The organism is Ruegeria sp. CE9, assembly GCF_056537425.1.
This window is the reverse complement of the sequence record NZ_JBQFRO010000003.1, coordinates 82,445-104,238: the sequence shown is the minus strand read 5'-3', so window position 1 is coordinate 104,238 and position 21,794 is coordinate 82,445. Positions and strand designations below refer to the sequence as shown.

The window sequence follows — 21,794 nt, the reverse complement described above, 5'->3', positions numbered from 1 at the left end:
GCTTTACTTAAGTCACAAGCTAACTTTGCAAACCCATGGGCGCAAGCCGCCTAAAGACCAAGTTGCCGTTCGCGCCAAATGACGACGCTAATGGCGCAGATTGCCAAAGCAGCGGTTGTCAGCATAAGCCACAGCAACGGCATCGCGCCGGTCTCATGGGTCAGCAAAGCGCCTGCCAGCGCACTAAGGGCAGCGCCGCCGCCAAGCATAATCGCTCCGCTAAGGCCCGAGGCCGTTGCCGCCAGATGCGGACGGACCGAGAGCGATCCGGCTGTCGCATTTGGGATTGTCATGCCATTGCCCAGTCCGACAAACGTCATCAGGCCGAAAAAGCTGAGTGCTGTTCCGAGGCCCGCCAAAAACAGCAATGCAGACAAAGCGACGCCAATTGCATTCAGCCAGCACCCCCAGAGGACCATGCGATTGACGCCAACACGAACCGAGAATCGGCCACTAATGAAATTGCCGAAGAAATACCCAATCGCAGGGGCGCCGAAGTATATCCCGACTTCGGCGGCGGTCATGCCGAACACTTCTGTCCCGATGAATGGTGCACCGCCCAGGTAAGCAAAGAATGCACCGGATGAGAATGCGGTCGACAAGGAGTAGCCCCAGAAACGGGGCGACATCAGCAATTCTGGGTATTCGCGGAATTGTTGTATCAATGTCTTTCCGCTTGCAGCGGCAGTTTCACCGAAGTCGCGATAGGTCAGCAGCAATGCCAGAGCGGCAAGCGCAAAAGGAAGCCAGAAATTGGCTTTCCAGCCGAAGGCCTCTTCCAGCATGCCACCAACCGCCGGGCCGATCATGGGAACGACCGCCATTCCCATCGTGACATAACCCAGCATCGAGGCGGCTTGATCTTGCTCATACATGTCCCGCACAGCCGCACGGCTTAGGACAATGCCCACGACGATGACAGCTTGGCACATTCTAAATGCCAGGAATGTCTCAACATTTGGCGCGTAGATGCATCCCAGCGTCGCCAGCAGAAAAAGGGCAAGCCCCCACAGGAGAACCGGCCTGCGCCCGGCTTTGTCGGCAAGCGGGCCGATCAAAATCTGCAGAACAGCATTCACCAATAGATACAGCGCGATTGAAAGCTGCATCACTTTGTAATCTGTCTGAAAATAGGTCGCCATAAATGGGAGGCTGGGCAGGTACAGATTCATGCTCAGCGCCGATAGTCCTGACAACAGTATGAGTGTTGCAAGCGTCGGTGGGGTGCGACTGATTGAGGTAGAACTGAACTGCATGGTTTACCCTTAGACCCTAAGCGCGGGAAATGCCATCAGCAGTTTGAGTTGCCGTGGAATTTGCTTATTTGCAGTTACCAATCAATGTATATTCAAAGATTTGCAAATTTGCCGAATACTACTTTGGCCCGTCAACGCTTGTCGGTATGGTCGCGCAAATTCTCATGGGAGACTATCGACATGAAAGACATCCTTTCCGAGCTTGAAGATCGTCGAAACAATGCGCGACTGGGTGGTGGGCAAAAACGCATCGACGCGCAGCATGCGCGCGGCAAGCTGACTGCACGCGAACGGATCGAGTTGCTGGTGGACGAAGGCAGCTTTGAAGAGTTCGACATGTTTGTCAGCCATCGCTGCACCGATTTCGGAATGGAAAAGCAAAAACCGGCGGGCGATGGTGTTGTCACTGGTTGGGGCACGATCAACGGCCGCATGGTCTATGTGTTCAGCCAGGATTTTACCGTGTTCGGTGGCTCGCTGTCTGAAACCCATGCGCAGAAGATCTGTAAGATCATGGATATGGCGGTGCAGAACGGTGCGCCGGTGATCGGGATCAACGACTCGGGTGGCGCGCGGATTCAAGAGGGTGTTGCCTCGTTGGCCGGATATGCCGAGGTGTTCCAGCGCAATATCATGGCCTCGGGCGTGGTGCCGCAGATCAGCGTAATCATGGGGCCTTGCGCTGGTGGCGCGGTTTATAGCCCTGCGATGACCGACTTTATCTTCATGGTCAAAGATACATCATACATGTTCGTCACAGGCCCGGACGTTGTGAAGACCGTCACCAACGAGGTGGTGACAGCAGAAGAATTGGGCGGGGCTTCGACGCATACCAAAAAATCGTCGGTTGCTGATGGCGCGTTTGAAAACGACGTAGAGGCCCTGGCCGAAGTACGCCGCCTTGTCGATTTCCTGCCGCTCAATAATCGAGAGAAGCCCCCGGTTCGTCCGTTTTTTGACAGCCCTGATCGGGTTGAAACCTCGCTGGACACACTGATCCCGGATAATCCGAACACGCCTTACGATATGAAGGAGCTCATCACCAAAGTGGCGGATGAGGGCGACTTCTACGAGATTCAGGAAGATTACGCCAAGAATATCATCACTGGTTTCATCCGTCTGGAAGGCCAGACTGTTGGTGTCGTTGCGAACCAGCCGATGGTTCTGGCTGGGTGTCTGGATATCGACAGCTCTCGCAAAGCAGCTCGGTTTGTGCGGTTCTGCGATTGCTTTGAAATTCCGATCCTGACCTTTGTGGATGTCCCGGGTTTCCTGCCTGGGACGTCGCAAGAGTATGGAGGTGTGATCAAGCATGGCGCGAAGCTGTTGTTTGCCTATGGCGAGGCGACGGTGCCAAAGGTCACGGTGATTACACGCAAAGCCTATGGCGGCGCATATGACGTGATGGCGTCGAAACACCTGCGCGGCGATTTCAATTATGCATGGCCAACAGCCGAAATTGCGGTGATGGGTGCCAAAGGGGCGACCGAAATTATCCATCGGGCGGATCTGGGCGATACCGACAAAATTGCGCAGCACACGCAGGATTACGTAGACAGGTTTGCAAATCCTTTCGTCGCTGCCGAGCGGGGTTTCATTGACGAAGTGATCATGCCGCAATCAACACGTCGCCGTGTGTCGCGTGCCTTCGCAAGTTTGCGTGGCAAACAGCTGAAAAACCCGTGGAAGAAACACGACAATATTCCGCTGTAATTTTCTGAAGCGAACTATCGATGAGCCGATCGACCCAACATAAGAACGCGCAGGCCGCTTATGCTGCGCACGCAACCCCGGAGGGAGGAGGCTGCTTTCGGCGGTTCCGGGGTTGCGTATTGGGTTTTGTGATGGCTGCAACAGCCAACGGGGCAGAGGCCAGCAACCTGCTGCCAGTGCCTTCTGGCCAACCGGTTGAGCTGAGCGATGTGCTGCTGGACACCAATCCGGGTGAGCTTTGGGTGAGGTTTCGGTTTATCGCACCCAAGATAGGGTCAACGGTTGGCCGCATCACGTATGATGTCGCGTCGATCGACATGGAGCATTTATGCGAAACTCTGGCTGTGCCCTATGTCGCGCAGCACGATTTGGAACCTGCAAGAATCGTCATTTCTTTTTCGGATCGACCACTTGAATTCGGCACATCAGAACCCGACGCGACCCAGTTTTTTGAAGCCTACCGGTTGGAACAATCCCGGTGTATCTGGGAGGGGCTCTGACCATGAACCAGCAATGTCACGGTCCCAGAGAGCCCCACTACAAAGATGCAACTTCGGAGGTTCGTATGATCGCTTCATCCCAACAGGTTTGCCAGATGCCCTGTTTCTTCAAGACTTTGACTGATGAGAGGGTGCCATGCTGAAACATCGCGGATTCCCCGGTCGACTGCCCGGTACCGACTTTCAGTTCACTATTCGAAGGGCCAACCCCAAGGGTGTGACGCCACTGACCCAGCGCGAACGGTTTCGCGATCGCAAGCCTGCCGACAAGCGAGCAGACGTCGCCTTCATAGAAGCGCTGTGGGAGCATTTCGGAGATCAGCCCTTCGAGCGCGGTAATCTTGACGCCGGTCGACTGAATTGGCTGTTCGGGCGCGAGGTAATCGCAGCGGAAGATCCGTTTGATCCAGCAAGCTACGATGCCCTGCTGGTGATTGATGTGAGTGTCGCGCGCCAGTCGTTTCCAGACGTATTCGACGGTGTGCGCTGATCATGCCAAACGCTGCTGCACATATCACGTTGCTAAGCCAAGGGGGCGGGTCCTTGCCCGAAGGTGCGAAGGAATGCGCGGTGCAGCGGGCTGCTGTGGTCTACGTCTCCGGTATTGCCCCTAGTTCTCCTGTAGGCACAAATTTGCGCGGAGTTTTGCCCAACTGGCAGGATTTGGCCGGAATTTCAGATGGAAACAATAACTGGTTGGCGCGCGGAATTGTGCTGTGCACAGTGATCGGGCCGTGCGGCTCTATTTTGCCTGCGTCGCACAAGCACCTACTATTCCGTACCCCTTCCTTCCGCGGGCAGGCTTGTGTTCCCCACAGAGTTCTGTCCGCGGTTTTCTTTTTGTCTGAGTTAGACAAAAAGCGGCAAAAATCTGCGCAATTCGTGGGTTTGCGGCCTCTGTTATTGCATAACAATGCGCGAAATCGGCATCTGCTCTCAAAGACTGCAATAAACCTAGAAGGGCAGAAACCATGCGAATCAAACGAATTTCCCTCGTGTTGGCGACCTGTGCGGGCCTGGCGGCCTGCGGTGGCTCGACCGGCGAACAGGCAATCCTCGGCGGCGGTGCAGGCGCGCTGGGCGCTGCGGTCCTCAGTGCGGACCCGTTGCTTGGGGCGGCCGTTGGGGCCGCAGGCAACGTGCTATATTGCAAGACCCAGCATAACTGTAACTAACTCCGAATTTATCGGGGCTACCAAAGCCTCGTCCGTCTTTGCGCATCACGCCGTCGTGGGGTCAACGCCCTGCGGCGGCGTTTTGCGTTTCCAAAACATCAAGCCAAAGGACGTTCCATGTTCAACAAGATCCTGATCGCTAACCGGGGCGAGATCGCCTGCCGGGTCATCAAGACCGCCCGCAAGATGGGCATTGGTACGGTTGCCATCTATTCAGATGCTGACAAGAACGCCCTGCATGTCTCGATGGCGGATGAGGCCGTTCATATCGGCCCACCTCCAGCCAACCAGTCCTACATCGTTATCGACAAAGTGATGGACGCCATTCGTCAGAGTGGTGCTCAGGCAGTCCACCCCGGTTATGGCTTTCTGTCCGAGAACGCTAAGTTTGCCGAGGCGCTGGATGCAGCAGGCGTGGCCTTCATCGGCCCGCCGGTGGGTGCGATCGAAAGCATGGGGGACAAGATCACCTCGAAGAAGATCGCACAAGAGGCCGGGGTTTCGACGGTTCCCGGCTACATGGGGCTGATCGAAGACGCTGATGAGGCGGTGAAGATTTCGAACGACATCGGCTATCCGGTGATGATCAAGGCCAGCGCTGGCGGCGGCGGCAAAGGCATGCGGATCGCCTGGAATGACGAAGAAGCCCGCGAAGGTTTCCAATCTTCCAAGAACGAGGCTGCAAACTCATTCGGCGACGACCGGATTTTCATCGAGAAATTCGTGACCCAGCCGCGCCACATTGAGATTCAGGTGCTCTGTGACAGCCACGGCAATGGCATTTATCTGGGCGAGCGTGAATGCTCGATCCAGCGACGGAACCAGAAGGTTGTGGAAGAGGCACCATCGCCTTTCCTTGACCTTGGAACCCGCAAGGCGATGGGCGAACAGGCGGTCGCGTTAGCCAAGGCAGTGGATTATGCCAGCGCCGGTACGGTTGAATTCATCGTGGATGGGGAGAAGAATTTCTATTTCCTCGAAATGAACACCCGTCTTCAAGTGGAACACCCTGTGACCGAGCTGATCACCGGCGTTGATCTGGTGGAACAGATGATCCGCGTGGCGGCAGGTGAAAAGCTGACCATCACGCAGGATGACGTAACCCTGACAGGTTGGGCCATCGAAAACCGTCTTTACGCAGAAGACCCGTATCGCGGATTCTTGCCCTCGATTGGCCGTCTTACACGCTATCGCCCTCCGCAGGAGGTCGCTGCTGGCCCGTTGCTGGTCAACGACAAATGGCAGGGTGACGCGCCCAAAGGGGATAGCGCCGTGCGCAACGATACCGGCGTCTATGAGGGTGGTGAGATCAGCATGTATTACGACCCGATGATCGCCAAGCTATGCACCTGGGCCCCGACCCGCGCGCAAGCGATTGAGGCGATGCGCGTGGCGCTGGACAGTTTCGAGGTCGAAGGAATCGGGCATAATCTGCCATTCTTGTCGGCCGTCATGGATCACCCGAAATTCGTCAGCGGTGACATGACAACTGCTTTTATCGCCGAGGAATACCCGGACGGTTTCGAAGGCGTAGACCTGCCCGAAGAGGATTTGCGCCGCATCGCAGCTTCGTGCGCCGCGATGCACCGGGTGGCCGAAATCCGTCGCACCCGTGTTTCGGGTCGGATGGACAATCACGAGCGCAAGGTCGGCAAACGTTGGAATGTTGCACTGCAAGGGCAGGAATTCAGCGTCAAGGTCAAGGCCGACAAACAGGGCGCAACGGTCAAATTCAACGACGGGTCATCCATGCGTGTGTCGTCAGACTGGACACCCGGGAACCAATTGGCGGTGCTGGATGTAGATGGCAGCCTATTGGTTTTGAAGGTCGGAAAAATCTCAGGCGGGTTCCGCATCCGAAACCGCGGGGCTGACCTCAAGGTCCATGTACGCACCCCGCGCCAGGCCGAACTTGCCCGCATGATGCCCGAAAAGCTGCCGCCTGATACCTCGAAAATGCTGCTCTGCCCGATGCCGGGTCTGATCGTGAAAATCGATGTCGAAGTCGGGCAGGAGGTGCAAGAAGGTCAGGCACTTTGCACCGTTGAAGCGATGAAGATGGAAAACATCCTGCGCGCCGAGAAGAAAGGCGTGGTCTTGAAGATCAATGCTGGCCCCGGCGACAGTCTTGCCGTGGACGATGTGATTATCGAGTTCGAATGATCATGCGCGCGCCTGCTTCATATTTCTCAGAGTTCTCGGTGGCTTCTGCCGGGACTTTGAAGCATGTCGCAGATGATCAGCCGCCCTCGCGCCGTTCACGGATTTCGCGTTCGCGCAGGGGGGTCTTGTCGATCGAGCGACCAATCTCGCGCACGCTCCACGGGCTGGGTTTGCGCAGTTTCACGACGCCGTCCTTGTCGACAAACACCATCTGGAACCCACGCGGGCGCAGTTTCGAACGGATCGATGACCGTGCAGCAGGGTCGGTATCGGTCAATACGATCACATCGCGATCTCGCATGGCATCCTCCCCCTCCAACAACATGTCAATCTGTTGCTGGAATCGTGGGTCTGCCGGGGTATCGGCAAAAACGACGATTGGGCGGTGTGTCCAAAGGAAATCGGTCAGATCGCTGTCATCTACGGGACGCACAAAGCTGTCATCCGCAGGGGCGTTTGCGTCCGCGGCCATAGCAGCCAGCGGGAATAGTGCCGTGAAAACAAGGGCAAGCGTGCGTGTCATAAGGCCTCCTGTTGAGATGAATATAGCCCCTGATGGGGCGAATGCGACCGGCGAAATGACTAAGAGCATCAAAAATTTGTTCATCGGCCACGGAATTGGCCCGCACATAGTCGGTGAACCGTTCAGAAATTCCGCCACCCCTTCGACCGTTCGGGCAGGGGTGTAGGCGGATGGAGATCATCCTGCATTGCGGCGCACATCGTTGTGCAAGCACCAGTTTTCAGAACTACCTGAGCCGGAACGAGCAAACGCTTGCCCAGCAAGGGCTGGTGTATTGGAGCCCTGAGCGAACTCGATCCAACGGTTTGAATCGCCTGAATAAATTGACACCAGACGTTTGTGGCGCGTTGCGCCGCGAACTGGACGATTGTCAGCGGAGTGGCGCCAGGCAACTTCTGGTCAGCCAAGAGAATTTCGTGGGCTCCATGGAGCGTAACATCGCCTTCGCATCGCTTTATCCCAGTATGCAAGAGCGCGCCGAGCTCCTGGCAAAAGCCTTTGGTGGCCGGGTCAGCAAACTTGCCCTGAATATCCGGGCATTGGATATGTATTGGACATCCGTCGCAGCCTATAAATTCAATCGTGGAAGCGATCCGATTGAACCAACAAAGTGGAAGCGGATTGCGCAAAGTGAACGGCGCTGGCGCGATGTCATCACCGACATAAGCGGCGCCTTTCCTGATGTTCCTTTGCTTGTTCTGCCGTTCGAGGACTTCGCGGGCCACCAGCAGGCACAGCTTGAAGTGCTGACGGGTCGCAGCGCCCCCGAATTCAGCGACGGCCTTGCTCTGAATGCCGCACGCAAGCCTGCCCCCCACGGGTTGAACACTAAGCAGGCGATGAAGCTATGGACGGATTACGCAGACGATTTGGAGTGGCTGGCCTCAGGCGCCGACGGTCTGGCTGAACTGATTTGCCGAACAGATACCAATGCGCTCGGGGTGGCCCCTGGCAAAACCAGAATTGAACAGAGGAAATCGACATGACCGACACCAACGACTGGCGGGTGCTGGCCGAGAAAGAGCTGCGCGGCCGTCCTTTGGACGAACTGACCAAAGAAACGATTGAAGGCATCAACGTCAAACCGCTCTACACACAGGAAGATACAGCTGATCTTCCGCATATGGGCTCGCTTCCGGGTTTTGGTCCGTTCACGCGCGGCGTGAAGGCGACGATGTACGCGGGTCGCCCTTGGACGATCCGCCAATATGCGGGGTTTTCAACGGCTGAGGAGTCGAATGCCTTCTATCGCCGCAATTTGGCGGCGGGTCAGCAGGGAGTCTCGGTCGCGTTCGATCTGGCGACGCATCGGGGCTATGACAGTGATCATCCCCGCGTTGTTGGCGATGTGGGCAAAGCCGGTGTTGCCATCGACTCGGTCGAAGACATGAAGATCCTGTTTGATGGTATTCCGCTGGATAAAGTCTCGGTCTCGATGACCATGAATGGTGCAGTGATCCCGATTCTGGCGAGTTTCATCGTGGCGGGCGAAGAACAGGGGCATGACAAATCCGTTCTGTCCGGCACCATTCAGAATGACATTCTGAAAGAGTTTATGGTGCGCAACACCTATATCTACCCGCCCGAACCGTCGATGAAGATCATTTCTGACATTATCGATTATACCTCGAACGAAATGCCCAAGTTCAATTCGATCTCGATCTCTGGTTATCACATGCAAGAGGCCGGCGCGAATCTGGTGCAGGAACTGGCCTATACGCTGGCCGACGGGCGCGAATATGTGCGCGCCGCAACACAGGCGGGCATGGACGTAGACAAATTTGCGGGCCGTTTGTCTTTCTTCTTTGCCATTGGCATGAATTTCTTCATGGAAATCGCCAAGCTACGCGCCGCCCGCACCCTATGGCACCGCGTTATGACCGAGTTCGGGGCAAAATCCGACCGGTCAAAGATGCTGCGGACCCACTGTCAGACCTCTGGCGTGTCCTTGCAGGAACAAGACCCCTACAACAACGTGATCCGCACCGCCTATGAGGCGATGAGCGCAGTTCTGGGCGGCACCCAGTCGCTGCACACCAACGCTCTGGACGAGGCGATTGCCCTGCCCACCGATTTCTCGGCCCGCATCGCGCGGAACACGCAGCTGGTGTTGCAGGAAGAAACCGGCGTGACCGATGTGGTCGATCCGCTAGCCGGGTCGTATTACGTCGAAAGCCTAACCAATGACCTGGTCGAAAAAGCTTGGGCCCTGATGCAAGAGGTCGAAGAGATGGGCGGTATGACCAAGGCCGTCGCCAGCGGAATGCCCAAGCTGCGGATCGAGGAAAGCGCCGCGCGCCGTCAGGCCATGATCGACCGGGGCGAAGAGGTGATCGTTGGCGTCAACAAGTACCGCAAAGAACAGGAAGACCCGATCGATATTCTCGACGTCGACAATGTCGCGGTGCGCGAGGCGCAGGTTGCGCGTCTGGAACGCATCCGTGCGACCCGTGATGAGGCCGCGTGTCAGGCCGCGTTGGACGCGCTGACGAATACCGCCCGTGATGGCGGCAACCTGCTGGCCGCCGCCGTCGAGGCCGCCCGTGCCCGCGCATCTGTAGGAGAGATCAGCATGGCAATGGAGAAAGAATTCGGCCGCCACCGCGCCGAGGTGAAAACCCTGGCAGGTGTATATGGAGCGGCCTATGAGGGCGACGAAGGCTTTGCTGCGATTCAGAAGTCCATTGAAGACTTCGCTGACGCGGAAGGCCGCCGTCCGCGCCTGCTGGTGGTCAAGATGGGACAGGACGGGCATGACCGGGGCGCTAAGGTGATTGCTACGGCCTTTGCCGATATTGGTTTCGACGTGGATGTCGGCCCGCTGTTCCAGACGCCCGCTGAGGCGGCGCAGGATGCGGTAGACAACGATGTGCATGTGATAGGGATTTCCTCGCAGGCCGCCGGGCACAAGACATTAGCGCCGCAGCTGGTTGAGGAACTGAAGAAGGCCGGGGCCGAGGATATCATCGTGATTTGTGGCGGCGTCATCCCACAGCAGGACTACCAGTTTCTCTATGATCATGGCGTTAAAGCAATCTTCGGACCTGGAACCAACATTCCCGATGCGGCACAGGATATCCTGCGTTTGATCGGCGAGGCCAAGGCCTGATACCGGCGCAAGATTTTTCGTACGAAAAATCTTGTGAACTCGCGCCTTTAAGGAAAACATGTGATCAGACCTAAATGGTCTGGTCATATGTCTTTGGGAGGCGACTGCATGTTACTGGATCATCTGGCCGTTGCGGGCGAAACGCTGGAAGAGGCCTCTGCCCATATCGAACAGGCGCTGGGCGTGCGGTTGCAAGAGGGCGGCAAACACGAGAAATTCGGGACTTATAATCGACTTTTGGGAATGCGCGACGGGCTCTACCTGGAAGCGATCGCTATTGATCCTGATGCCTCTACCCCGCAAAGAACGCGCTGGTTCGATTTGGATCGGTTCGAGGGTGGCCCTCGACTCACCAATTGGATTTGCCGTGTCCCTGATATCGAGGCGTCGCTGACCGTGTTTCCCGATGGCGTCGGTCAGCCCATCGATCTGAGCAGGGGCGCACTGCGCTGGCGCATGGCCGTTCCCCCAAACGGGTGTTTGCCGTTCGACAACTTGTTTCCAGCACTCATTCAATGGCAGGGCGATCTGCATCCGGCACAAATGTTGCAAGACAGCGGATGCCGCTTACGTCGCCTGATCGTGTGCCACCCTGATGGGCTGGATCTGGCCAAAAGCTTAGGCGGTCTGGAGCATGTGACGTTTGACAGCGGCCCAGCCGCTCTGCGTGCCGAAATCGAAACACCGCACGGGCTGCGTGTGCTGGAATGACGATCCGGCAGGCAAGGGTCGAAGACGCGCCAGCGATCGCAGCGATCACGAACGCGATCATTCGAGATACTCTGATAACCTTTACCACCGATGAACGCAGCGCCGAAGATGTGGTAACAGAGATCGAAATCAAAAATTCCGCTTTTCTGGTTGCCGAACACCATGGCGAGATCAAGGGTTTTGCCAGCTATGGCGCCTTTCGATCAGGCCCCGGATATGCGCAATGTCGCGAGCATTCGATTCAGTTAACGCCGGGGGCCAGAGGTCAAGGAACGGGCAGAGCGTTGATGCAAGCTTTGGAGACGATAGCGAAGGCCAACAACGTGCATGTTCTGGTCGCCGGTATCTCGTCGGCTAACCCTGCGGCGATTGCCTTTCATTCGGCGGTCGGTTTTGATTGCGTTGGCCTCATGCCTGAGGTGGGCTTCAAATGGGGGCAACGGCTGGATCTTGTATTGATGCAGAAAATTCTTAACCCGCAGTGATCTGTCGCACCTGACAGTCACGCTGTGGCACGCTAGGGTGCGCCCATGTCGATCTGGACCAGAATAACCGACGCGCTGAACGCGCTTGCACAAGGCGAAAGCCTGACCGCAGTTTTTGAAAAATTGCGGACGCCCCCGGAACGTTCGGTGGCGTTTGCAATTGCGGTCGTGGCGCTGGGGGCCAAAATGGCCAAGGCCGATGGGCAAGTCACACGGGATGAAGTCACGGCCTTTCGCGAAGTGTTCCAGATCGCGCCTGAGGATGAGGATGGTGCGGCAAAAGTCTTTGACATGGCACGTACGGATGTCGCTGGTTACAAGGACTATGCCCGCAAGATTTCCGGGATGTTTTCCGAAGACAGCACCACTTTGTGTGACCTGATGGAAGGTCTGTTTCACATTGCCATGGCGGATGGGTTTTATCACCCCAACGAAAATGAATTCCTCGAAGATGTGAGCCGTATTTTCGGCCAGACGGACGCTCAGTTCATGGCGCTGCGTGCGCGTTTTGTTCCGGATGCACCTAAAGATCCTTACACGGTTTTAGGGGTTGCTCGGGATCTGCCTTTGACCGAAATACGTAAGGTTTGGCGGCAATTGGTGCGCGATACTCACCCGGATGCGATGATGGCGCGCGGGGTCCCCGAGGAAGCGGTGCGTCTGGCCGAGAAAAAGATGATCGACATTAACCGCGCCTGGGATGAGATTAACGGCGCCAAGGTCTGAACCATGCGGTTGGCAACCTATAATATTGAATGGTTTGCCAACCTGTTTGACCGCGATGACAATCTGATTGTCGATGACAGTTGGTCAGGGCGTCACGACGTCACCAAGGCCCAGCAAATAGAAGCCATTGCCAAAGTGCTGTCGGCGATCGATGCCGATGCTGTACTGATCGTTGAGGCCCCCAACACGGGCAAAACCCAGAACACCGTTCGGGCCTTGCAGGGCTTTGCAGAGGCTTTCGGTCTGCGTACGAGCCATGCAATCATGGGGTTTGTGAACGATACACATCAGGAACTTGCTCTGCTCTTTGATCCTGAGAAATTGAAGGCGCGCCACGATCCCAAGGAATCCGACACGGTACCTCGGTTCGATACTGAGTTCCGTATCGATCTGGATGTGGATGCGACTGAAGATCGGGTGCAGTTTTCGAAACCGCCATTGGAGCTAGCGATCGAGACTGCTTCTGGGCAAGAATTTCGCCTGATCGGCGCGCATTTGAAATCAAAGGCGCCTCATGGTGCCGGATCACGGGATGAGATGATTCGGATATCAATCGCCAACCGTCGGAAGCAATTGGCGCAAGCCGTGTGGTTGGCCCGCCGAGTTGAACACCATGTGGCAGAGCGGGACTCGGTGGTGTTGCTGGGTGATCTCAATGACGGGCCTGGGTTGGATGAGTTCGAACATCTCTTTGGCCGTTCCTCCGTTGAGATACTGTTGCAGGCCGGACTGTTTGACCCGCACGCAGCGCGCGCCTTGGAATTGCGCCCCGGCTCAGTCCCGGCAACTGCCCGCTTTGCGCGCCCTAAAGAAGGGCGGTATCTTGAGGCGCTGCTGGACTACATCATGATCAGCAATGACATGCGCGACAAGTCTCCCAACTGGCGCATTTGGCATCCGTTTCGTGACACCGCCTGTTGGAGCGACCCCGAGTTGCGGGATGCCTTGCTGACAGCTTCGGACCACTTCCCGGTTACGCTGGATATCCAGCTCTGACCTTTCAACTATAATGGCCTTTGCCTATATTCGCGATATGAAACGTCTCATATTGATATTCGCGACCTCCACCGCCTTGGCGCTGCCGGCACAGGCGCAAGAAGACAGCGGCAAATCGCTCATGGAGCGGGGGGCTGAGCTGTTCCTTGAGGGCCTGCGACAAGAGATGGAGCCCACGCTCGAAGATCTGCGCGGGTTGGCAGATCAGTTTGGTCCGGCCTTGCAGTCTTTCATGCAGGAGATGGGCCCGGCGTTGGCCGACCTAGCTGCTCAGGTGCAGGACTGGAGCGTCTATGAAACGCCCGAGATGCTGCCAAATGGTGATATCATTATTCGTAGGAAACCCGAGGACCAGACCGAAGAACCGGTTCCACAAGAAGACGCGTCAGACGGGCTCACCGATATCTGATCATCCCCTGATGATCACTTTGGGTTCTGATTTCAGTGCGGTGGCCAGCGAGTTGAAGCGCGATTCGGCGACCTCGTTAAACAATGGTCCTGCAGATTTGGGTAGGCGCAGTTCAAGCTTCTGCTTCTTGGGGTAATAGCGCAGCTTGCCCATAGCGGCGTCATGCTGCATCCAGAGCATTGCCCCGAACCTAAGTGCTTTGCCCAAAATCTCGGCCTGTTCCTGACTGCGTTCATCCAGCAGTTCGTACAGCTCGGTAAAGCGGCTCCCTTCGCGCTTGTTGCGATACCGATGTTGAAGCGCGAGGCCGATAAAGACCCTCTCAGAGTGTTTGATGCCACTCATATTGGCTCGGGTAACATATTCAAAGCACGCTTCAGCCCTGTAATCAGGATGTGCCCTCCAGCTCACGTCGTGCAAAAGGCAGGCTGCTTTGATCAAGCGTACCCTTTGATCAGGGGCCGATCGAAACAGGGGCATAACAAAATCAAACAGATGTTTGCCAAATCCCGGCAGCCGGGCATCCTTGGCCTCGGCAAAGCGGCTCGCCTCGATCAAAGGATCACGGTCGCGCAGGCGTTGCGGCATCTGTTCGTATAGCAAGCCTTCGCGGATACCATAACTTGAGATGGCGATGTCCTTGGGCTTGAAGGTGCGGATCAGGCGGGACAGCACATCCATAGCGTAAGGGATGAGCGCCATGCGCGAGCCCGATACGCCAGCCAACGCGCGCAATTCGTCCGCATCGTTCTTTTCGATGAATTTGATCGTCTCGCGGACCTGGCTTTGTGTCATGCGATATTCGTGTAGCACGTTCAGCGGGTAACCTCGGCGCAGCATGTCCAACCGCGCAAATGCACGCCAGCTGCCGCCAACAAGAAACAGGCGATCCCGCTGAGGACCCATCTTGTCACGCATCTCTTCCAACGTTTTCTTGATGTGCTCTTTGCGCGCCCGACGACCGCCTTTGATATCGCGCAGCTTGAGCGGCCCCAAGGGTGAAGTCATACGACGCCCGACCATGCCGCCACCAATTTCGGCCAGTTCCACGGAAGAGCCTCCGATATCGCAGATCAGACCATAGGCACCGGGCCATCCCAGCAGGACACCCTGGGCTGACAGACGTGCTTCTTCTTCGCCATTCACGACGTTGATATGCAATCCGGTTTCTATCTTCACCTGCGCGCAGAAGTCGGGCCCATCTTTGGCCTCCCGTACAGCGGCGGTCGCAACGGCGTGCAACGTGGGTAAGCCAAGATCACTGGCCAGATACTTGAATCGATGCAGCGCCGCCAAGGCGCGCACGCGACCAAGCGGGTTCAATAGACCCGTTTCAGACAGACCGGCCCCCAATTCGCACATGACTTTTTCGTTGTAGAAATAGGCAGGTGAGCGTGCCGCGCCATCAAAGATCACCATCCGAACCGAGTTCGATCCGATATCGACGACACCGACACGAGACAATGCGCGCGCTCCGGGATCTTCAAACAAGGGTTTGCTAAAAAGCCCGTGATCGGGAAAATCGGTCTCGGCGATTTGTGTCATGGTGTCCCCAGATGTTTTGGGCGCAGGATGCGGGATCGGTTTTATCCGGTCAATCACAGGCATCGGATTGTTTGGAACCTGTGTTCAATAGACGCACCGCAAGCGAACGGGTGATATCGCGTTTTTCGTCAAGCGCGATCTGATCCAGCTCGGCAACCACATTTGCCGCAGTCTCAAAACTGCGATCCATGTGTTTGACCAGATACGCGATGACGTCCGGGCTGGGGTTCAACTGGCGATCTGTAAACAGTTTGGCCAGCACCGCACCTAACAGGGCGTCATCCGGTGCGTCGAGTGTTACATGATGTGCCCCGTCTACGCGGCTTTGCAGATCAGCCAAGGGCAAGTGCCAAAGATTTGGCGCTGCACGACCGGTCATGAGAAGGGCGTGGCCCTCGGCCAAGACCAGGTTGTGCAGGTGAAACAACGTTCTTTGTTGTTCGATGTCATCGGCGATCAGCGGAACATCCTCGACTGCGACCGGTGAGGACGCAAGATTAGGCACATCTTCGTACCGCAAAGCGGCAGCCCGAACGATACGCCCGCCTGTTTCAGCAGCCCAAGCATGTGCAAGGTGCGTCTTCCCTGAACCGGCCGGGCCACTCAGCACCAGTTTGTTTCCCGGCCAGGATGTGACCGAGATCATCGCAACGGCCAGCGCATTCGCCGGTGAGACAAAGAAATCTTCGCGGCCCAGGGCGGTCTTGGACGGCAGATCAAAGCTGAGCTGCGTGGCCATTCACTCGTCGTCCTGATTCAGACCTTCAAGCCCGGTATAAAGGCGGCTGTTCAGATATTGCTCGGTCGCGAACCGTGCGAGAACACCCAAAGCTGCCGCAACCGGAACCGCAATCAACATACCAACAAAACCAAACAGTGCGCCGAACACCGACAAAGCCAGCAGCAGCCAGACTGGGTGCAGGCCAACTGAGCTGCCGACGAGTTTCGGGGTCAGGAAGTTGCCTTCTGTCACCTGTCCGATGGCGAAAATGCCAGCGACCAGACCAATATGCGCCCAATCCCCCCAGAACTGAAACAGGGCCAGACCAATGGCCAGGGTGCCTCCGATCAAGGCGCCCAGATAGGGGATGAAGGTTACAAGCCCTGCGATAAAGCCAACGATCAGACCGAACTGCAGACCTACCAGCATCAATGCAACCGCATAGTAGGTGCCAAGGATAAGGCAGACCGTACCCATGCCGCGCACGAATGATGCCAGCACGGCGTCGATCTCTCCGGCCAATCGTTTGATCGTCGGGGCGTGATCACGGGGCAGCAACTCTCCGATCCGGGCGATCATGCGATCCCAGTCCATCAGCAGATAAACAGCCACAACCGGGACGATGACCAGAAGGACCACCACGTTGATTGCCGAACCAAGTGAGGCCAGAACGGTTTGAAGCACGTCGCCGGTTTTGGACTTTAGGGTCTCGCCGAACGACACCAGCATCTGATGCGTGTTGGATTCGCGATCCAAAAGCGCTGGGAATTGCTTCTCAATGAAAGCGCGCAATTCCTTGAAAAGGCTTGGTAAAACATCGATCAGATCCAGCAGCTGAGTGATCAGTGCTGGCACGACCATGACAATCATCAGTACAAAACCAAGCACGCCAACAACGGTGATAATGCCGGTCGCGGCCATGCGCGATAAGCCGAACTTTTCCAGGCGGTCCGCAACAGGATCGAGGAAATAGGCAATCGCCCCTCCGATCACGAAGGGCAGCAGCACGTCACCCAGCAGGTACAGAACCACCACAAAGATCGCGGCTGCGACGCCCCAGTATCTCAGCTGATCCTTCACTGGCAAGGCCATGGCGCATTCCCTCGTTTGCACAGCATTGCCGTGTTCTTGGCCCATGACGCCCTGCGATGCAAGCGGTTCATGGCGCGCGGTTTTTGAGCCTTAGTCGGTCAGCGTGCCGAGTTCGGGCGTGTCACTGGTGGCTGTTTCATCGGGCCAGTTAGTGCGCCAGATTTCCGCTGACCAGTGGCCGCAATGCACCTCGGGGCGATCAAAGCCGGGCAGGGCGGGCAGCAAAGGCGCGACCACCACATCATGGCGCGGAACGGCGAAATACGGGAAGGAATAGCGTTCCTGCCCGGATCGATTGACCACGCGATGCGGGGTCGATTTAAGCCGCCCGCCTGACCACAATTCCAGCATGTCACCGATATTGACCACGAAGCCGCCGGGTGGGCAGTCCGGCGTGATCCAACCTCCGGTGCGGGTCTGCACTTCAAGCCCTCCGACCGGATCGGGAGCGATTATTGTTAGCGCGTCGGTGTCCTTATGCGGATGAATTCCATAGCCACGCTCATCCGGGGATTGTGGTGGATAGTGAAGCAAGGTCATGTTGGTCATCGGGTCGCGGAAGGCGTCGCGCAGCGTATTGGGCGGGACTTTTAACCCCACTTCCAATGCACCCAGCAAAAGATCTGTTACGCCATCAAGCTGTTGCCAATAATCCAGTATGACGGCGCGTGCCTGCGGCACTTCTCGGGGCCAGATATTTGGACCATAAAGGGCGCATTCTGCCCGGATCGAGGCATCTTCGGGTGCTTCGAAATGCAGTTTGTACCCTTCGTACTTGTCCGCCGCACCCGACCCATCATTGGGCGTGAAGAACCCCATCGGGATGTATCCGCGATAGTTTTCGCGTGTAATGGCCTGATCCCATTTTCGGGCCTCGTCGATGTCAAAGATCGCTCTGACACAGCCGCGGACCTGTTCAATGTGCTCAGGCGCAATGCCTGTTCCTGTGATCGACAGAAACCCGATACTGGTGCAGGCGTCCATGATTTGCGCGACCGTTGACCGATACCGTGAATCGGAAGGATTGGACAGCGGGCTGATATCGATAGTTGGGATGTGCTCCATCAGGTAATTCTCACGCCTTGGCGTTCCAATTCCTGATGCACAGGGGCAAGGTTTAGGCTGTCGAGTTCCTGATTGCTTTTCAGGGACAAGGCCGCTGCGATCCCTGCGCCCTGACCCATAACTGCACAACAGGACATATTGCGCGTCGCAGCATGGGCGATCCGATCCGCGCCATGGGACCGGCCCGCAACCAACAGACCCTTGATCCCCTTCGGCAGCATCGAGCGATAGGGGATTTGCATATATCGCCCGGTGGTCGGCAGGATCAGTATGCCGTATCCATCGATGAATTCGGGGTAAATGCCGATGGAGTCCTCGAAACGGCCCTGATGACGGGCGTCATTCTCGGTCATGTTGTAAACTGCATCGATTTTGCGAGTATCGCGGATTCCAATGGTCATGCCAAAATTCCGCAAACGTGCGTTTTCACAGCCCGGCATGAAACGTCGCAAGGCATCAATGGCCAGCATCGCCTGGCGACGGCCTTCGATCTCGCCAAATGTCAGGCTGTCGGGGTCGGTTCCGTCGATCTGGTCCATATGAATCAGGTTCATATAGGTAAGCTCGCCCGTATCATGCATCGCACCCCAGGTGCCCGCAATCGTGTTCAGATGCGCCGGGATCAGGCCCTCATCAATCGCCTGCTGGAAGGGTTTCTTGACGAAGGGTGAGAACATGTCGTCCTCTTTGCCAGAGGTCTCGATATTCCATTCGCCGCCGCCGCCCCAATCCTTGTAGGTCTGCGGGTCCGCTTTGACACCTTCCATGAAGGCCCGTTTGTCAACGCCTGCCAGGTGGAACATGACCGAGGCGGCCATCATGTCCTCGCGTGGCGCCTTGTGGGTCGGGGCACCCGCGCGATGTGCGACGTCCGCATCCCCGGTGGCGTCAATGACGACCTTGGCCAAGATCGCCTCGCGCCCTGCCTTGGATTCGGTGATCACGCCGATGATGCGATCCCCATCCATGATGGGGGCGACGAATTGTCGATGCAGCATCGGATGAACGCCAGCCTCTTCGACCAGCTTGTCGGCCACCAGCTTGAAGCCCTCGCTGTCCAACTCGTAGCTGAGCGACTGGCTCTCGGGCACAGCGGCACCCATCTCTTTGGCGCGGGTTTCGAATTCCAGGCCGATGCCTCCGGCCTCGACGGTTTGTTCGTGGCGATACCAGGCAAAGCCTTCGACGCCAACGGCGGTGATATTACCGCCCATGCAGCCGAACCTGTCCATCAATGAAACCTCGGCTCCGGCGCGCGCGGCGGCAAGCGCCGCTGACAGCCCTGCCGGACCAGAGCCCACAACCAATACGTCAGTCTTGTGAACAACGGGAATCTGGCGGGCGGGTTCGGTGATTGATTGCATTGCAGTCTCTCGATTGGACGTTTCTGCCAAGATTGAAAACCCCGGCGCCCGGGTCAATCGTAAATCCGACAGCGCGAAGGTCGTAAAAACGCCAATGCGTGATTGCCCCCGGCTGGGCTTTGGCATAATCACCTTGCAGCGAAATTCTCACCCGTAAGGTTACGTTATGCGCCTCAGCCGTTACTTTCTGCCCGTTCTCAAGGAAAACCCCTCGGAGGCTCAGATCGTCAGTCACCGGCTGATGCTGCGAGCCGGGATGATCAAACAAGCCGCCGCCGGGATTTACTCCTGGTTGCCGCTGGGCTTCAAAGTCCTGCGTAAGCTGGAAAACATCGTACATGAGGAACAGGCGCGGGCAGGGCATATCGCAATCCAGATGCCGATCTTACAATCGGCCGATCTGTGGCGCGAATCCGGTCGGTATGACGACTATGGCCAAGAAATGCTTCGCATGCAGGACCGCCACGGTCGCGATATGCTGTACACGCCGACCGCTGAGGAACTGGTGGCCGACATCTTCCGCGGTCACGTGAGCAGCTACAAAGACTTGCCGCTGACGCTCTATCAAATCCAATGGAAGTTTCGCGATGAAATCCGCCCGCGTTTCGGCGTGATGCGGGGTCGCGAGTTCTATATGAAGGACGGCTACAATTTCGACTTAACTAAAGAAGACGCCCTGCATTCCTATAACCGCCATCTGGTCAGCTATTTGCGCACCTATGAGCGGATGGGCCTGCAGGCGATCCCGATGCGCGCGGATTCCGGCCCCATCGGCGGCGATGACACGCACGAATTCCTTGTGCTGGCCGACACGGGTGAGTCCGAGGTGTTCTATGACAGCGCCGTCACGGACCTGACCTTTGGCGACCGTGAGATCGATTATGACAGCCGCGAACAATGTCAGGCGATTCTGGAAGAATTCACTTCGAAATACGCCCGCACGGACGAGACCCACGATGAGGCGCTGTTCAATCAGATCCCTGAAGAGCGTCGCCGCGTCGCTCGCGGTATTGAGGTTGGTCAGATTTTCTATTTCGGCACAAAGTATTCCGAACCGCTTGGTGCGACCGTACAAGGCCCCGATGGTAAGCCGGTTCCGGTTCACATGGGCAGCCACGGCATTGGCGTCAGCCGCCTGATCGGCGCGATCATCGAGGCCAGCCATGATGACAAGGGTATTATCTGGCCCGAAGGTGTGACCCCGTTCCACTGCGGGATCGTCAACCTGAAGCAAGGTGATGAAGAGGCGGACGAGGCCTGCAACAAGCTCTATAGCGCTTTGACCGCGTTGGGTCTTGAGCCGCTTTATGATGATCGGAACGAGCGGGCAGGGGGCAAGTTTGCCACCATGGACCTGATCGGTCTGCCGTGGCGTATTACCGTTGGGCCGCGCGGTCTGAAAAATGGCGTTGTCGAACTGACCTGTCGCCGTACTGGTGAAAGCGAAGAGCTGAGCCCCGAAGCTGCTGTCACCAAGATCGCAGAAATCTATGAAGGCATCGCCTGAACAAGGCGGTGCAACCTTCGGCGGTTTAGCTCAGGAAGCTGAGGTCGGACGTGCGGTCAGGAAATCGCCGTCCGCTTCGCTGCCGCGTGCGACTACGATCGGGCGACCAAAGCGGCGTACAAGTTCTGCCAGTTCGAAGCCCAGAAACCGCAATCCACAGACGCGTTCGTCAGTGGCGCGATCCGTGATGCACAGCCGTCCCTGCCGGAACGCGAGGCGATAGCCTTTGTCCCGCAGTATGTCGGCCAGACCGGCCCAGCTTGCTGCGCTTGTGAAAACTGGCCTGATCGCTGCCCGCAATAATGCGGCGCTTTCACAATCCAGTTCTGTTGCTGCCGAACGGGCTAATATTGGGCCCGTGCCTTCCATGTGTTCTTGAATACCCATGAGCGTACCTCCGCCCTTAAACTCTTAAAATCTGTCCCCCACACAAAAAGGGTGACAAAGTTTCTCACACTAATCAATTTGTGAAACAATATTTCGCGCCTGAATGTTGCGATTGTGACTCAGTCAGGTGCAGATATCTCACATTGACTTCATAACTGAAACAATAACCCTTTGTCTGTGAAGGGGTTCACAACCTTTGGTGTATTTCTGGCAGGGTGATTTCTCGTTCTGCCGGTGAGCTTTTGGCCTAAAGCTAATTGATTCGTTTTAAACTGTCCTTTTCTTGTCCGCATCGGCAGTAGACGCGCCAATCAGGCATCCGCGTGATAACCGGCTTGACCATCCGG

Annotated in this window: 21 protein-coding genes; 13 read left to right on the top strand and 8 right to left on the bottom strand. The window is 56.8% G+C overall.

All coding sequences use genetic code 11. The features are described from left to right. Positions 1-50 precede the first annotated feature (50 nt). Entirely contained in the window at positions 51-1,256 is a 1,206-nt protein-coding gene (locus ACR0B3_RS07625) for a multidrug effflux MFS transporter (protein ID WP_170758050.1), read from the bottom strand. 180 nt (positions 1,257-1,436) lie between these two features. Here ACR0B3_RS07625 and ACR0B3_RS07620 point away from each other — a divergent pair, with 180 nt between their 5' ends. The 5 genes from ACR0B3_RS07620 to ACR0B3_RS07600 all read left to right on the top strand — a co-directional run bounded on the left by ACR0B3_RS07620 (position 1,437) and on the right by ACR0B3_RS07600 (position 6,807). Further along, positions 1,437-2,969 (top strand): acyl-CoA carboxylase subunit beta, encoded by a 1,533-nt coding sequence (locus tag ACR0B3_RS07620; protein WP_480808535.1) that lies wholly within the window; start codon positions 1,437-1,439, stop codon positions 2,967-2,969. Between the two features lie 131 nt (positions 2,970-3,100). After that, a complete protein-coding gene (locus ACR0B3_RS07615; protein WP_480808534.1) occupies positions 3,101-3,469 on the top strand; it encodes a DUF6497 family protein in 369 nt (122 codons plus the stop codon). 136 nt (positions 3,470-3,605) lie between these two features. Then, positions 3,606-3,959, top strand: coding sequence for a hypothetical protein (locus ACR0B3_RS07610; protein WP_480808533.1), 354 nt, complete (start codon positions 3,606-3,608; stop codon positions 3,957-3,959). 481 nt (positions 3,960-4,440) lie between these two features. Then, positions 4,441-4,644 (top strand): hypothetical protein, encoded by a 204-nt coding sequence (locus ACR0B3_RS07605; protein WP_170683261.1) that lies wholly within the window; start codon positions 4,441-4,443, stop codon positions 4,642-4,644. A gap of 117 nt (positions 4,645-4,761) precedes the next feature. Next, complete coding sequence (locus ACR0B3_RS07600) at positions 4,762-6,807, top strand: ATP-binding protein (protein WP_480808532.1); 2,046 nt, start codon at positions 4,762-4,764, stop codon at positions 6,805-6,807. A 76-nt stretch (positions 6,808-6,883) separates the two neighbouring features. Here ACR0B3_RS07600 and ACR0B3_RS07595 read toward each other — a convergent pair whose 3' ends face one another. After that, positions 6,884-7,330, bottom strand: a complete 447-nt coding sequence (locus ACR0B3_RS07595) for a DUF4174 domain-containing protein (RefSeq protein WP_480808531.1) — start codon at positions 7,328-7,330, stop codon at positions 6,884-6,886. Positions 7,331-7,500: 170 nt separating this feature from the next. Between ACR0B3_RS07595 and ACR0B3_RS07590 the strand changes: the two genes are divergently transcribed. The 7 genes from ACR0B3_RS07590 (at position 7,501) to ACR0B3_RS07560 (ending at position 13,766) form a co-directional block, all read left to right on the top strand. Next, positions 7,501-8,316, top strand: coding sequence for a hypothetical protein (locus ACR0B3_RS07590; RefSeq protein WP_480808530.1), 816 nt, complete (start codon positions 7,501-7,503; stop codon positions 8,314-8,316). Continuing rightward, positions 8,313-10,439, top strand: coding sequence for a methylmalonyl-CoA mutase (scpA, locus tag ACR0B3_RS07585; protein WP_480808529.1), 2,127 nt, complete (start codon positions 8,313-8,315; stop codon positions 10,437-10,439). The genes ACR0B3_RS07590 and scpA overlap by 4 nt, the downstream gene beginning before the upstream one ends. Before the next feature lie 108 nt (positions 10,440-10,547). Then, the gene (locus ACR0B3_RS07580; protein ID WP_480808528.1) at positions 10,548-11,150 is read left to right on the top strand and encodes a VOC family protein; all 603 of its coding nucleotides are present in this window, start codon (positions 10,548-10,550) and stop codon (positions 11,148-11,150) included. Next, on the top strand, positions 11,147-11,635 hold the full coding sequence (locus ACR0B3_RS07575) for an N-acetyltransferase family protein (protein WP_480808527.1): 489 nt from the start codon (positions 11,147-11,149) through the stop codon (positions 11,633-11,635). Before ACR0B3_RS07580 ends, ACR0B3_RS07575 begins: the two co-directional genes overlap by 4 nt. Positions 11,636-11,680: 45 nt before the next feature. Next, the gene (locus ACR0B3_RS07570) at positions 11,681-12,361 is read left to right on the top strand and encodes a TerB family tellurite resistance protein (RefSeq protein ID WP_480808526.1); all 681 of its coding nucleotides are present in this window, start codon (positions 11,681-11,683) and stop codon (positions 12,359-12,361) included. Between the two features lie 3 nt (positions 12,362-12,364). Then, entirely contained in the window at positions 12,365-13,357 is a 993-nt protein-coding gene (locus ACR0B3_RS07565; protein ID WP_480808525.1) for an endonuclease/exonuclease/phosphatase family protein, read from the top strand. A gap of 37 nt (positions 13,358-13,394) precedes the next feature. Next, positions 13,395-13,766, top strand: coding sequence for a hypothetical protein (locus ACR0B3_RS07560; protein WP_480808524.1), 372 nt, complete (start codon positions 13,395-13,397; stop codon positions 13,764-13,766). Here the strand turns inward: ACR0B3_RS07560 and ACR0B3_RS07555 are convergent, their stop codons facing one another. The 5 genes from ACR0B3_RS07555 to ACR0B3_RS07535 all read right to left on the bottom strand — a co-directional run bounded on the left by ACR0B3_RS07555 (position 13,767) and on the right by ACR0B3_RS07535 (position 19,679). Beyond that, on the bottom strand, positions 13,767-15,311 hold the full coding sequence (locus ACR0B3_RS07555; RefSeq protein WP_480808523.1) for a Ppx/GppA family phosphatase: 1,545 nt from the start codon (positions 15,309-15,311) through the stop codon (positions 13,767-13,769). It lies immediately after the preceding gene. A 49-nt stretch (positions 15,312-15,360) separates the two neighbouring features. Beyond that, the gene (locus tag ACR0B3_RS07550) at positions 15,361-16,050 is read right to left on the bottom strand and encodes an HdaA/DnaA family protein (RefSeq protein WP_480808522.1); all 690 of its coding nucleotides are present in this window, start codon (positions 16,048-16,050) and stop codon (positions 15,361-15,363) included. Next, entirely contained in the window at positions 16,051-17,124 is a 1,074-nt protein-coding gene (locus tag ACR0B3_RS07545; RefSeq protein ID WP_480808521.1) for an AI-2E family transporter, read from the bottom strand. Positions 17,125-17,214: 90 nt separating this feature from the next. Then, positions 17,215-18,189 (bottom strand): isopenicillin N synthase family dioxygenase, encoded by a 975-nt coding sequence (locus ACR0B3_RS07540; protein WP_480808520.1) that lies wholly within the window; start codon positions 18,187-18,189, stop codon positions 17,215-17,217. Then, positions 18,189-19,679 carry an FAD-dependent oxidoreductase gene (locus ACR0B3_RS07535; RefSeq protein ID WP_480808519.1) on the bottom strand — a complete coding sequence of 497 codons (1,491 nt, stop codon included), beginning with the start codon at positions 19,677-19,679 and terminating at the stop codon, positions 18,189-18,191. The genes ACR0B3_RS07540 and ACR0B3_RS07535 overlap by 1 nt, the downstream gene beginning before the upstream one ends. A 40-nt stretch (positions 19,680-19,719) precedes the next feature. Here ACR0B3_RS07535 and proS point away from each other — a divergent pair, with 40 nt between their 5' ends. Then, on the top strand, positions 19,720-21,060 hold the full coding sequence (gene proS, locus ACR0B3_RS07530; protein WP_480808518.1) for a proline--tRNA ligase: 1,341 nt from the start codon (positions 19,720-19,722) through the stop codon (positions 21,058-21,060). A gap of 30 nt (positions 21,061-21,090) precedes the next feature. On the opposite strand, the gene ACR0B3_RS07525 is transcribed toward proS, so the two are convergent. Further along, entirely contained in the window at positions 21,091-21,447 is a 357-nt protein-coding gene (locus ACR0B3_RS07525) for a hypothetical protein (protein WP_480808517.1), read from the bottom strand. Positions 21,448-21,794 lie beyond the last annotated feature (347 nt).